Here is a 12,902-nt window from a genome sequence, read left to right on the forward strand (position 1 = left end):
AACCATTGCGGGGCGAGGTTCTTGCGTGACACTCTCCGCCGCGCCCCGCAGATCGGGCGCGGCAATCGAGGGCGAGCAGCATGGCGAGCGAGGAATTCAGCGTCCGCGAAGGTGAGCTGGCGGTCGAGCCGCCGCCGCCGACCGATGCCGGTCTCGTCTTCATCGGGCGCATCCATACGCCGTGGACCTCACGCGAGGAGACACCGCGTCAGGGTCGGCAGGATGGTCCGGTCTGCCGTATCGAGATCTTCGATCCATGGGTGCCCGGCCTCAAGGGCCTCGAAGACTACAGGCAGGTCGAGGTGTTCTACTGGCTGCACCGCGCGCGGCGCGACCTCGTGCTGCAGAACCCGCGCAGGGATGGCGATATCCGCGGCGTGTTCGCGCTGCGCTCGCCGGTGCGTCCCAATCCGATCGGCCTGTCGGTCGCGGCGCTGGTGGGCATCGAAGGCAATGTCGTGCTGGTCCGCGGCCTCGACTGTCTCGATGGCACGCCGCTGATCGACCTCAAGCCAGACCGCTGCGCCTATTCGCCGCCGAAGCCCGGTCACTAGTGTGGCGTCTCGCAATTGCCTACCGCCTTTGCGGCAAGCCTGTCGTAGGCAATTGCGAGACGAGCGTCAGATCCATCGCACTAAGGCGTTTTCGAGCGAAGCGGAATGGCCGCGGCGTCATGGCCGTCGGGCTGCCTCGCCAGCGTCACCGCCGGCGACAGCAGGATGTAGCCGGCCTGGACGGCGAAGCCGGCCATGGCGAGGCACAGGCAGGCTTCGGCGCCAAAACGTGCGCCGACCACCGCGCCGATGGCGGCGCCGAGCGGTCGCGCGCCGTAGCTCAGGATGTTGATCGCCGAGACCCGGCCGAGCATCTGCGGCGGTGTCACCGCCTGGCGCAGGGTGGTGGTGCTGATCACCCACAGGATCGGACCGACGCCGAGCAGAAAGAAGCCGCTGGCGGCAAGTGCGGCGGACGGCACGATAATGGTCAGGGCGAGCAGGGCGGAGGCGGCAAACCCGGTCAGCGGGCCGAGCGCGACCACGGTGCCGAAGGCGACATGGCGCAGCAGCCGCGTCGCCGCGAGCGCGCCGATCATCATGCCGACGCCGTACATCGCGAGCGTGGTGCCGACGGCGGCGGCGCTCATCTGCAGATGGCGCAGCGCGTAGGGCACGAAGATCGCGAGGATGACGAAGAACGAGGTCCCGAAGACGAGCTGGGTGACGAACACCGGCCGCAGCAGGGGGTGGGCGGCGACGAAACGGACGCCGTCGCGGAATTCGTCCAATGGACGACGCCCTGACGCGCGCGGTCGAGGCGGTTCGGCGATGCCGGCGAGCAGCCGCGCCGCGACGAGCGACAGGGCCGCCGCCAGCGCGAAAGCCGGTGCCGGCCCGGTCCAGCCGACGAGGAGGCCGCCGAGGGCCGGTCCGCCGGCGAAGGCGACGGTGCGCGCCAGTTCGATCCGGGCATTGGCGGCGGCGAAGGCGGCCGGCGCGACCAGCGCCGGCACCAGTGCGGGCGCGGCGACGCTGAAGGCCACGGTCCCGCAGACCGAAACGAAGCCGAGGCCGGCCAGCGCCGCCATCGTCAGTTGGCCGGTCGCGATCAGTGTGACGATCAGCGCCAGGGCGAGCGCCCGCAGGACCTCGGCCGACGCCATCAGGCGTCGCCGCGGCATGCGGTCGGCGAGGAGGCCGGCCGGAACCGCGAGCAAAAGGAAGGGGAGGGTCAGGGCGGTCTGCAACAGGCCGCTCAGCCCTTCCCCGGCGCCGAGGAGCAGGACGGCGGCGAGCGGCGCGGCGGCCAGGGCGACTTGCTCGGCGCATTGGGCCGCGAGATTCGACCAGGCGAGACGGTGGAAAGTGGCGGGCAGGGGAGCGGTCAGGGACATTTGCGAATGACACTTGCGGCGGATCAGGGGGGACGGCGTGGGACTCGCGCTAGTGTGGCGTCTCGCAATTGCCTACCGCCTTCGCGGCAAGCCTCTCCTAGGCAATTGCGAGACATAAGCCACACTAGCTTTTTGATTTTGCTAGTGTCCCGATGTCTCCGAATGACCGTGCGAGCATGAGGCAAATGGAGCGGTCATTCGGAGACGGGACGCTAGTGTGGCGTCTCGCAATTGCCTACCGCCTTTGCGGCACCCCTCTCCTAGGCAATTGCGAGACATAAGCCACACTAGCTTTTTGATTTTGCTAGTGTCCCGATGTCTCCGAATGACCGTGCGAGCGTGAGGCAAACGAAGCGGTAATTCGGAGACAGGACACTAGGATGTCCGTGTCCATAGGATGGTCGGCGGGTTCCACCCACCCGATCTCCGACAAGGGATTTCTTGCAGTTGCAAATCAGTTGCAATAGAGGCCGGCTTCGTGTTGTCTGAGCGGATGCACGCCAAGTCCCCGCCCTCCGCCGACGTCATGACAGCCGGCCAGCCGCCCGGCGGCTGGCGCGCCGAGCGCGGCGAGCCGTCGTTGTCGGAGGTCTTCGGCTCGGTGCGGGTCGCCGCCGGGGCGTCCTTCTGGCGCAAGCTCGTCGCGTTTCTCGGCCCGGGCTATCTGGTGGCGGTCGGCTACATGGATCCGGGCAACTGGGCGACGTCGCTGGCCGGCGGCTCCCGCTACGGCTACGCACTGCTCTCGGTCGCCCTGATGTCGAACGTCATGGCGATCCTGCTGCAGGCTCTGTGCGCCCGGCTGGGGGTGGGGGCGGGCCGCGATCTCGCTCAGGCCTGCCGGGACGCCTATCCGCGCTGGGTGGCCTGGCCGCTGTGGTTGTTCGCCGAAATCGCCATTGCCGCTACCGACCTCGCCGAGATCATCGGCACCGCGATCGGGCTGAACCTGCTGTTCGGCGTGCCGCTGGCGATCGGGGTCCTGCTCACCGCGGCGGACGTCTTCCTGATCCTCGCCCTGCAGGCGCTCGGTTTCCGTTGGGTGGAGGCGCTGGTGGTCGCGCTGCTCGCCGTCATCGCCGCCTGCTTTTCCATCCAGATCGCGATGGCGCATCCCGACTGGGGCGGCGTGCTGCGCGGCTTCGTGCCGACCCCGGCGCTCGTCGCCGACCGTGACATGCTCTATCTCGCGCTGGGCATTCTCGGCGCGACGGTGATGCCGCACAATCTCTACCTGCATTCCGGCCTGGTGCAGACCCGCGCCTACGAAGCCGACGATGCCGGGCGGCGGCAGGCGATCCGACTCTCCACCATCGATTCGACCATTGCGCTGTGCTTCGCGCTGACGATCAACGCCTCCATCCTCATCCTCGCCGCCGCGACCTTCCACAGCACGGGCCGCTACGATGTGGCCGAACTCGACCGCGCCCACGCCTTCCTGGCGCCGTTGCTCGGCTCGTCGCTGGCGCCGACGCTGTTCGGCATCGCACTGATCTGCTGCGGCTTGAATTCGACAGTCACGGCGACCCTTGCGGGACAGGTCGTGATGGAGGGATTCATCGCCATCAAGCTCGCGCCCTGGCTGCGGCGACTGGTCACCCGCAGCATTGCCATCGTGCCGGCGGCGCTGGTGACGATCTGGTCGGGCGACAAGGGCGCCGGTCAGCTCCTGATTCTCAGTCAGGTGATCCTGAGCCTGCAATTGCCTTTCGCCATCGTGCCCCTGGTCTGGATTACCGCCAGCCGGGCCAAGATGGGCCGCTTCGTCGCGCCGCGATGGCTGACGGCGGCAACCGCGGTGATCGCCGCGCTGATCATCGCCCTCAACATCAAGCTGGTGGTCGATTTCGCGGTCGGATGACGCTCGCTCGTGCGGCGGATCTGACGCTCGTATCAGTCCTGCGGTTCGGGCGCGGCGGCGCCATCGTCGGCCCGCACCCAACCGCTTGCCGCAAGCCGCTGCTGCGGCATGAAACGGGCCTTGTAGTCCATCTTCTTCGAGCCCTCGATCCAGTAGCCGAGGTAGACATAGGGCAGGCCCATGCGGCGCGCCCGGGCGAGATGGTCGAGAATCATGAAGCTGCCCAGCGAGCGGTCGCGCTGGGCGGGGTCGAAGAAGGAATAGACCATCGACAGGCCGTCGCTGAGGATGTCCGTCAGCGCCGCGGCCACCAGCGTCTCGCCGCGGCCGCTGACGCCACTGTCGGGGCCGCGCAGGCGGTATTCGATCAGCTTGGTCTCGACATGGCTGTCCTCCACCATCATGGCGTAGTCCAGCACCGTCATGTCCGCCATGCCGCCATGGCGATGACGCTCGTCGAGATAGGCGCGGAAGATCGCGTACTGCTCCGAGGACGGGGCGGCGGGGCGCAGTTCGCCGACGATGTCGCTGTTGCGCGCCAGCACCTTGCGAAAGCCCCGGGTGGGGCGGAACTCGTTGGCCATCACTCGCACCGAGACGCAGGCGCGGCAATTGTCGCAGGCCGGCCGGTAGGCGATCGACTGGCTGCGCCGGAACCCGCCATGGGTCAGCAGGTCATTGAGCTCGCCGGCCCGGTCGCCGACCAGATGGGTGAAAACCTTGCGCTCGTGGCGGCCCGGCAAATAGGGGCAGGGCGAGGGCGCCGTCAGGTAGAACTGCGGGGTATCGCGCGAATGCTGCGTCACGAAGGTCTCGTCCGGCCTCCCGATGATGCATGATCGCGTCCGCGCGTCGCTCGGTCAACGAGTTTCACGCCGGAGGTGCTTTTTGCGGTGTCAGAATTCCGTGTCATCGGGGGGCGATCTCAGAACGTGCGGACCGGCCCATAGGCCGCGTCCTGGGCGGAGGCATTGATGATCACCGTGCCGAGCACGAAATCGTGCAGCAGGCGGCGGCGGGCGTTGAACAGGCCGACCAGCAGCACCAGCGGGCTCAGGAACGAGATCGACACCCAGAACAGGACGGCGTGACAGGCGCCCAGCACGAAATAACCGGGTGCACCGTACCAGGTCCTCAACTGCAGGTCCAAGGCGCGCATGCCGAGGGTCGCCGAGGCCGGTCCGCCGATCGTCATGCCGTAATAGACAAGAGCCCAGATCACCGACAGCGGCGACACCAGCCAGAACAGCATCCAGCCGAGGCCGAGTGTGATGACGCCGAACACGGCGATGAAGACGTAGGCCAGGATTACCGGGATCGCGAGCACGATCAGGTCGATAAGGAAGGCGAACATCCGGCGGGCTGCGACGCCACGGAACAGCTCCGGCTGGGTATAGGGATCATAGGCGTGCGGACGCGCTTCGAAGCCGCCGCCGCTGCGCCAGACATTGTTGCGCCCGGGATCGTCGCGCCCGGGATCGCTGCCGAAACCGGACCCGGGACCGTTCGAGCCGTCAGCATTCGACATGGCGAAGTCCTTCCCGTCTCATCCAGCCTTGTTCATCGCAGCCGCCCGGCCGACCAAACGCCAGCCAGGAAACTCCGACCAAGTGAGTCTGTCCAACAAATGGCGATGCCGGATTCCGGGCACAAGGGGCAGCGACCAGGGGAGGGTACCTCAGCGGTGGGCCTTGAGGCCCTCCGCCACCTTCGGTGCAAAATAGGTCAGCACGCCGTCGGCGCCGGCGCGTTTGAAGGCGATGAGGCTCTCCACCATGGCGCGGTCGCCATCGATCCAGCCATTCAGGGCGGCGCCGGCGATCATCGCGTATTCGCCCGACACCTGATAGGCGAAGGTCGGCATGGCGAAGGTGTCCTTCACCCGCCGGATGACGTCGAGATAGGGCAGGCCGGGCTTGACCATCACCATGTCGGCGCCCTCGGCGATATCAAGCTCGACCTCGCGCAGCGCCTCGTCGGAATTGGCCGGGTCCATCTGGTAGGTGCGCTTGTCGCCGCTCAGCGTCTTGGCCGAACCGATGGCGTCACGGAACGGACCGTAGAAGGCCGAGGCGTATTTGGCGGCATAGGCCATGATCTGCACGTCGCCGAGCCCGGCCTGGTCGAGGCCGGCGCGGATCGCGCCGACGCGGCCGTCCATCATGTCCGAGGGCGCGATGACGTCGCAGCCGGCCTCGGCCTGGGCCAGCGCCTGCCTGACCAGAACCTCGACGGTCTCGTCGTTGAGGATGACGCCGTCGCGCAGCAGGCCGTCATGGCCGTGGCTGGTGAAGGGATCGAGGGCGACGTCGCACAGGACGCCGAGCTCGGGGAATTCCTTCTTGATCGCCCGGACCGAGCGGCACACCAGATTTTCTGGATTGACGGCCTCGCTGCCGGTCTCGTCGCGCAACGCGGGGTCGGTGTAGGGAAACAGCGCGAGGCAGGGAATATCGAGTTTCAGGGCGCGCTCGGCGTCGCGTACCACCTGGTCGACGGTGACGCGCTCGACGCCCGGCATCGAGGCGATCGGCACGCGCTGGTTGTTGCCGTCGACGACGAAGATCGGCCAGATCAGATCGTCGGTGGTGAGCACGTTCTCGCGAACGAGCCGCCGGGCCCATTCGCTCTTGCGGTTGCGGCGCGGACGGATGGAGAGGCCGAGATCGGGCGCCTGCGCGGCCTCCGTGGCCCGCCGCTCCGTGTCACGCAATTCAATCGGCCGTCCAAACTTGATCGCCATCTTCTGGCCTCCTCACGGGTCCAAATCGCGGATCCAAGCCACGGATCCAAGGCGCAGGTCACACGCAGGGGCCAAGACGCGACTATCTGCAGCAACCTTTACTCCGCCGGCGCGGTGTAGCACCACGCTGCGGCGGCGTCACGATCGCTGTAAAGCCGCTGGATGATTCGTGACTGCTGTGGTTTGGTGCGCCGCAACGGGCGACCCGCCGGCGCTCGGCTCGAACGAGATCGAGCGCGAATCCGGCCTGCGTGCCTCGCATTCGAATCCGGAGTTCAGGATGGTTTCAGGCCACAAGGTGAGGGGATGACGGACGGCGCATCGCAGGAAAAGGTCCGCGAAGGCGTCCTCTCCGCCATTGTTGCCGGCGCCATCGAGCGCGGCGACGGCGCCTGGACGCGCCGGCTCGTGATCTTTCTGCGGATCATGGCGGTGGTCGCCGTCGCCAAGGGGCTCTATCACTGGGCGCAGGTGACGGGATTCATCGGCACCGAGGATCAGGCGTTCGAAAACCAGCCGATGTCGTGGCAGACGGCAACGGTCTATTTCGCCGTCATCGAACTCGTCGCCGCGGTGGGACTGTGGCTGGCGACGCCGTGGGGCGCTGTCGTCTGGCTGACCTCGATCGTCTCGATGGCCGTGATCGAACTGATGTTTCCGAACATCTACGGCGGCTCCATCTTCGTGATCGTCATCGAAGGGGTGCTGCTGGTCGGCTATCTCGCTCTCGCCTGGAAGGCGGCACTCGAGCGACCGCCATGACGCAGCGAAGTTCGTGTCCGGAAGACGCCCCCGCTGACTCGCGAACTTCGGAAGTGCGCGAACGCGCCGCCCAAAAAGCGGCGACTGAAATGAGCTGAAGGAACATGCCGCCGCAGGGCGGCTTTTTTTATGCGCGATTTTGAGATTTCGCGTCGCGGCAAGGTTGCCATGGTTACGACTTTCCCAAGACGCCGGGCACAGGTCTTACCGCAACGTTTCGAATTTGAAGCGTTCTGTTCCGCTTTGCGACAGCGCGTCATCCAAAGCGTGAACAGGGGCGCGTCTTGCTCAACGAGGAATTACGAAAACCCCCTATTTTACGGGCTTAATCGACGATTCACTCTCGCAAATTCATGATCTCTTTATGCTGTTGTTTAAGCTGATCTTCAAAGGGCAAGCTTAGGTTGGCCCTATCAGACGAGGCAGAAGTTTCGTCGAATAAGTCGATAAAAGACGACAGGGGAAGTGTCATGATCAAAGCCGTAGCAACGGCGGTCGAAACCGTCGAACGCGATGCGGGCAAACCGTCGATCCAGCCGCTCTATCTCGAGGCTCTTACTCTGGTGGAGCGTCTGCATCGCCGGTTGCTCGACGTCATCAAGGACGAATTCGATCGCCGCGGTCGCGCCGACATCAACTCCGTGCAGGCGCTGCTGCTCTACAACATCGGCGACAAGGAGTTGACCGCCGGCGAACTGCGCACCCGCGGCTATTATCTCGGCTCCAACGTTTCCTACAATCTCAAGAAGCTCGTGGAAATGGGCTTCCTGGATCACCAGCGCTCGCGCGTCGACCGCCGCTCGGTGCGCATTCGCCTGACCGCGCAGGGCCAGGAAATCCGCCGTATCGTCGAGGCGCTCTACCAGAAGCACGTCAAGACGGTCGAGCAGGTCGGCGGCATCTCCGGCGAGGAGTTCGCCACTCTCAACAAGTCGCTCCATCGCCTCGAGCGGTTCTGGACCGACCAGATCCTGTACCGGCTCTGAACCATCCCGCCGGGCCGCTCCCGCGTCGCGCGGGACGGCCCAAGCGGCCCATTCGCCTTCGCCAGTGCCCTCTGGCCTCTACGACGTGCGCGCAAGACGCACGCTTCTTCACCCGCGCGGGTTCCCCTGGCGCGGTCGCAACTCAAGGCGCCTTCGGGCGCCTTTTTGCGTTGAGCCGCCGGGATCGTGCCTCGCGGCGATCTTCGCGGCGATCTTGGAGGCTTGCGCAGTGTTCTTGCTTTGTTCATATTGCGAGGTGTCCGCGGCTCATCATCCCCCGGTGCGCTGCTGACGGTCGAAGGCCTTCGACATCCCCAGAGCCCCGCCTGCCGCGGCCCCGGCAGGCGGGATTTTTTCCCGCTCCAGGGGACGGCTCGGAGCCCGACGGCAGAATCGGTTTGGGAGCCGGTTTGGTAAACGAGACCTGAATCCGGCGCCCTGGCCGGCGAAAATAAACCGCGGGACTCTTGGCGCTGCAGTTTCCATCATCCACGAGCCATGAAGACGATTCTCCGATTGACCTCTCGGCGGGCCCAGGTCGCCCTGGCGGCGGCGCTGCTGCTCGGCTGTTCGCTGAACGTGATCGTCGCCGCGGCCTATGTGGCCCGGTCGGGCGACGCCGTCTCCGAGACGCCGGCGCGCTGGGGGAGCATTCCCCTCGTTCCGACCCGCCTGGCCGGCGAAATCGCCGGCAAAGCTGCGGGCCGCGCCGCGGGTGAGGGCGGGGCAGTGCGCTACCCCTTCCGACCGGGCGCCGGCAGCGCCCCGCGCGCCATCGGCCGCTCGTCCTGACCTGTTGTTCCCGGGCGGGGCGGGAGGTCATTCCCAGAGCGGGCGGGGGCCTGGCATCCCGCCTTTCGAATGACGCGTCGTTTGCCCATGCTCGGACAGTTATTCGGATCCGCACTGGCAAAACGCCATATCTGGGGAGCGCCGGCCGAACTTGGTCCTAGGCCCAAGATATGGTATGTCGCCGCGATCGCTTCCGCCCCACACAAGGATCCGCTCGCGCCGGCCATCGGGTGTCCCTCTCGACACCGCATCGCCCGCCGCAACGGGGGAGATATTTCCGCCTATGACCTCGTCCGCCAAGCCCGCCGCTTCTTCGATCGACACGTTTTTCGCCACGCCGCTCTCCAAGGCCGATCCCGAGATCGCCGCCGCGATCCAGGGTGAGCTCGGTCGCCAGCGTCACGAAATCGAATTGATCGCGTCGGAAAACATCGTCAGCCGCGCCGTGCTCGAGGCGCAGGGCTCGGTGATGACCAACAAATACGCGGAAGGTTATCCGGGCGCGCGCTATTACGGCGGCTGCGAATTCGTCGACGTCGCCGAAAACCTGGCGATCGATCGTGCCAAGAAGCTGTTCGACGCCAAGTTCGCCAATGTGCAGCCGAACTCCGGCAGCCAGATGAACCAGGCGGTCTTCCTGGCGCTGCTCCAGCCGGGCGACACCTTCATGGGCCTCGATCTGGCGGCGGGCGGTCATCTCACCCACGGCGCGCCGGTGAACATGTCGGGCAAGTGGTTCAAGCCGGTGCACTACACCGTGCGGCGCGACGACCAGATCATCGACATGGACGAGGTCGCGAGGCTCGCCGAGCAGCACAAGCCCAAGCTGATCATCGCCGGCGGCTCGGCCTATTCGCGGGCCTGGGACTTCAAGCGTTTCCGCGAGATCGCCGACAGCGTCGGTGCTTATCTGCTGGTCGACATGGCGCATTTCGCCGGCCTCGTCGCCGGCGGCGTCCATGCTTCGCCGGTGCCCCATGCCCATGTCACGACGACGACGACGCACAAGTCGCTGCGCGGTCCGCGCGGCGGCCTGATCCTGTGCAACGACGAGGTGATCGCCAAGAAGCTCAATTCGGCGATCTTCCCCGGCCTGCAGGGCGGCCCGTTGATGCATGTGATCGCCGCCAAGGCGGTGGCCTTCGGCGAGGCGCTGCGGCCGGAATTCAAGGTCTATGCGAAGAACGTCGTCGAGAATGCCAAGGCGCTGGCGGAATCGCTGCGGGCCAGCGGCTTCGACATCGTCTCCGGCGGCACCGACAACCACTTGATGCTGGTCGACCTGCGGCCCAAGGGGCTGAAGGGCAACGTCTCGGAGAAGGCGCTGGTGCGCGCCGCCATCACCTGCAACAAGAACGGCATTCCGTTCGATCCCGAAAAGCCCTTCGTCACCTCCGGCATCCGCCTCGGCACGCCGGCGGCAACCACCCGCGGCTTCGGCGTCGCCGAATTCAAGCAGGTCGGCGGCCTGATCTCCGAGGTGCTGAACGCGGTGGCGCAGTCCGGCGACGGCCAGGCGCCGCTGGTCGAGGCCGCGATCAAGGCACGGGTGCGCGAGCTCACCGATCGCTTCCCGATCTACCAGTAAGGCATCCGCATGCGCTGTCCGAGTTGCAGCAGTCTCGATACGCAGGTGAAGGATTCACGGCCGACGGAAGATTCGTCCGTGATCCGGCGCCGGCGCGTGTGCATGACCTGCAACTTCCGCTTCACCACTTTCGAGCGCGTGCAGCTGCGCGAGCTCACGGTGATCAAGCGCAACGGCCGGCGCGTGCCCTTCGACCGCGACAAGCTGATGCGGTCGGTGCAGATCAGCCTGCGCAAGCGCCCGGTCGATCCCGAGCGCGTCGAGAGGACGGTCTCCGCCATCGTGCGCGAATTGGAGAGCGCCGGCGAGTCGGAGGTGTCCTCGGAGGCGATCGGCGAAATCGTGATGGAGCATCTGCGCCAGCTCGACGACGTCGCCTATGTGCGCTTTGCCTCGGTCTACCGCAATTTCCGCGAGGCCAAGGATTTCGAGGCGGTGCTGGGCGAGCTCAGCGGTGACGACGAGCCGCGCCCGCTGCTCGTGCGCAAATGATCTTCCGCATCCTCGAAACCAAGATCGCCCAACAGCTCAAGGACGACAGCGCCGCCGACCGCCGCTTCATGGCGCTCGCCCTCGCGCTCGGCCGCCGCGGCCTCGGCCGCACCGCGACCAATCCCGCCGTCGGCGCCGTCGTGGTCAAGGACGGCATCGTCCTCGGCCGCGGCTGGACCGCGCCGGGCGGCCGTCCCCATGCCGAGCCGCAAGCCCTGGCGCGGGCCGGTGCCGCGGCCCGCGGCGCCACGCTCTATGTCACCCTCGAGCCCTGTTCCCATCACGGCAAGACGCCGCCCTGCGCCGATGCCGTGGTCGCCGCCGGCATCGCCCGCGTGGTCAGCGCCATGGAGGATCCCAATCCCGAGGTCGCGGGGCAGGGCCATGCGCGGTTGCGCGCCGCCGGCATCAAGGTCGACGTCGGCCTGTTTCGCGCCGAGGCGGAGCGCGACCACGCCGGACATATCCGCCGGGTCCGCGACGGCCGGCCCCACGTCGTCATCAAGCTCGCAGTGTCGCGCGATGACAAGATTGCCGGCGAAGGGCGCCGGCCGGTCGCGATCACCGGGCCGGCAGCTCAGGCCCGCACCCATCTGTTGCGGGCGCAGTGCGACGCCATTCTGATCGGCATCGGCACCGCGCTGGCGGACGATCCGTTGCTGACCTGCCGGCTGCCGGGCCTGGAAGTCCGCTCGCCGCGGCGCGTCGTGCTCGACAGTCATCTGCGGCTGCCGCTCGGCGGCCGGCTCGCCCGCAGCGCGCGCCAGGCGCCGCTGTGGGTGATCACGTCGGCGGCCGCCGAGGCGCCGGCCGCGGCGCTGCTCGGCGCCGAGGGTGCCGAGGTGATCCGGCTGGACGGTACGGCGCAGGCGGCCGATCTCGAGACGGTGTTGCGCGAGCTGTCGCGCCGCGGCGTCACGCGCCTGCTGGTCGAGGGCGGCTCCAGGGTGGCGGCCAGTTTTCTGCGCGAGGGCCTCGCCGATGAATTCTGGCTGCTGCGCGGTCCTGGCGAGATCGGTCCGAAGGGGCTCGATGCGCTCGACGGCCTTGCCCTCGCGGCCATCACCGACGCGCCGCAATGGCGCCTTCGCACGAGCGAGCCTCTCGCCGGCGACACCCTCACAATCTACGATCATCAGAGCTGAGCGGAAGGACCATGTTCACAGGCATCGTCACCGATGTGGGCGACATCGAGCGCGTCACCCCGACCGCCCAGGGCCAGCTTCATCGCCTGCGCATCCTCTGCAGCTACGATCAGGCGACGATCGCCGACGGCGCCTCGATCGCCTGCAACGGCATCTGCCTCACGGTGGTCGCTTCGGGCGTCGCCGGCGGGCGGACCTGGTTCGAGGTCGATGCCGCCGCCGAGACCCTCGGCGTCACCACCGCCGGTGACTGGGCGGCGGGTTCGCGGCTCAATCTCGAACGCGCGCTCAAGATCGGCGACGAACTCGGCGGTCATGTCGTCACCGGCCATGTCGACGGCATCGCCACCGTTCTGACCCGCGAAGACCTGCCGGACATGGCGCGGTTCGTCCTGCGCGTGCCGCGGGAGCTGGCGCGCTTCATCGCCGCCAAGGGCTCGGTGACGCTGGACGGCGCGTCGCTCACGGTCAACACCGTCGAGGATGACCGCTTTTCGGTGCTGATCATTCCCCATACCCTGTCGGTGACGACCATCGGCGCCTGGCGCGGCGGCCAGGCTGTCAATATCGAGGTCGACCTGATGGCGCGCTACGCGGCGCGGCTGACAGAGACGTCGCGTTGATGCGTTTTCGAGCGAAGCG

General features: G+C 67.0%; 13 protein-coding genes. 9 read left to right on the plus strand and 4 right to left on the minus strand.

Annotated features, from left to right (window positions below):
- Positions 1-80 precede the first annotated feature (80 nt).
- A complete protein-coding gene (gene tsaA, locus DB459_RS20020) occupies positions 81-554 on the plus strand; it encodes a tRNA (N6-threonylcarbamoyladenosine(37)-N6)-methyltransferase TrmO (RefSeq protein ID WP_253706985.1) in 474 nt (157 codons plus the stop codon).
- Between the two features lie 80 nt (positions 555-634).
- Here tsaA and DB459_RS20025 read toward each other — a convergent pair whose 3' ends face one another.
- On the minus strand, positions 635-1,891 hold the full coding sequence (locus DB459_RS20025) for an MFS transporter (protein ID WP_253706986.1): 1,257 nt from the start codon (positions 1,889-1,891) through the stop codon (positions 635-637).
- Between the two features lie 493 nt (positions 1,892-2,384).
- On the opposite strand from DB459_RS20025, the gene DB459_RS20030 reads away from it, so the two are divergent.
- A complete protein-coding gene (locus tag DB459_RS20030; protein WP_253706987.1) occupies positions 2,385-3,752 on the plus strand; it encodes an Nramp family divalent metal transporter in 1,368 nt (455 codons plus the stop codon).
- A 32-nt stretch (positions 3,753-3,784) separates the two neighbouring features.
- Here the strand turns inward: DB459_RS20030 and DB459_RS20035 are convergent, their stop codons facing one another.
- The 3 genes from DB459_RS20035 to hemB all read right to left on the minus strand — a co-directional run bounded on the left by DB459_RS20035 (position 3,785) and on the right by hemB (position 6,495).
- On the minus strand, positions 3,785-4,558 hold the full coding sequence (locus tag DB459_RS20035; RefSeq protein WP_253706988.1) for an arginyltransferase: 774 nt from the start codon (positions 4,556-4,558) through the stop codon (positions 3,785-3,787).
- A 119-nt stretch (positions 4,559-4,677) separates the two neighbouring features.
- Positions 4,678-5,280, minus strand: coding sequence for an RDD family protein (locus tag DB459_RS20040; RefSeq protein WP_253706989.1), 603 nt, complete (start codon positions 5,278-5,280; stop codon positions 4,678-4,680).
- A gap of 150 nt (positions 5,281-5,430) precedes the next feature.
- Positions 5,431-6,495, minus strand: coding sequence for a porphobilinogen synthase (gene hemB, locus DB459_RS20045; protein ID WP_253706990.1), 1,065 nt, complete (start codon positions 6,493-6,495; stop codon positions 5,431-5,433).
- Positions 6,496-6,801: 306 nt separating this feature from the next.
- On the opposite strand from hemB, the gene DB459_RS20050 reads away from it, so the two are divergent.
- The 7 genes from DB459_RS20050 (at position 6,802) to DB459_RS20080 (ending at position 12,883) form a co-directional block, all read left to right on the plus strand.
- On the plus strand, positions 6,802-7,257 hold the full coding sequence (locus DB459_RS20050) for a DUF6163 family protein (RefSeq protein ID WP_253706991.1): 456 nt from the start codon (positions 6,802-6,804) through the stop codon (positions 7,255-7,257).
- A gap of 470 nt (positions 7,258-7,727) precedes the next feature.
- Positions 7,728-8,243, plus strand: a complete 516-nt coding sequence (gene ldtR, locus DB459_RS20055; protein ID WP_253706992.1) for a transcriptional regulator LdtR — start codon at positions 7,728-7,730, stop codon at positions 8,241-8,243.
- A 516-nt stretch (positions 8,244-8,759) separates the two neighbouring features.
- Positions 8,760-9,035: a hypothetical protein gene (locus DB459_RS20060; protein WP_253706993.1), complete on the plus strand. Its 276-nt coding sequence runs from the start codon at positions 8,760-8,762 to the stop codon at positions 9,033-9,035.
- Positions 9,036-9,318: 283 nt separating this feature from the next.
- Positions 9,319-10,623 carry a serine hydroxymethyltransferase gene (gene glyA / locus DB459_RS20065; protein WP_253706994.1) on the plus strand — a complete coding sequence of 435 codons (1,305 nt, stop codon included), beginning with the start codon at positions 9,319-9,321 and terminating at the stop codon, positions 10,621-10,623.
- 9 nt (positions 10,624-10,632) lie between these two features.
- Positions 10,633-11,115 carry a transcriptional regulator NrdR gene (gene nrdR / locus DB459_RS20070; protein WP_253706995.1) on the plus strand — a complete coding sequence of 161 codons (483 nt, stop codon included), beginning with the start codon at positions 10,633-10,635 and terminating at the stop codon, positions 11,113-11,115.
- Entirely contained in the window at positions 11,112-12,260 is a 1,149-nt protein-coding gene (gene ribD, locus DB459_RS20075; protein WP_253706996.1) for a bifunctional diaminohydroxyphosphoribosylaminopyrimidine deaminase/5-amino-6-(5-phosphoribosylamino)uracil reductase RibD, read from the plus strand. The genes nrdR and ribD overlap by 4 nt, the downstream gene beginning before the upstream one ends.
- An 11-nt stretch (positions 12,261-12,271) precedes the next feature.
- Positions 12,272-12,883, plus strand: coding sequence for a riboflavin synthase (locus DB459_RS20080; protein WP_253706997.1), 612 nt, complete (start codon positions 12,272-12,274; stop codon positions 12,881-12,883).
- The last annotated feature ends 19 nt before the right edge of the window (positions 12,884-12,902 follow it).

It is taken from the genome of Bradyrhizobium sp. WD16 (assembly GCF_024181725.1).
Lineage (GTDB): Bacteria > Pseudomonadota > Alphaproteobacteria > Rhizobiales > Xanthobacteraceae > Bradyrhizobium_A.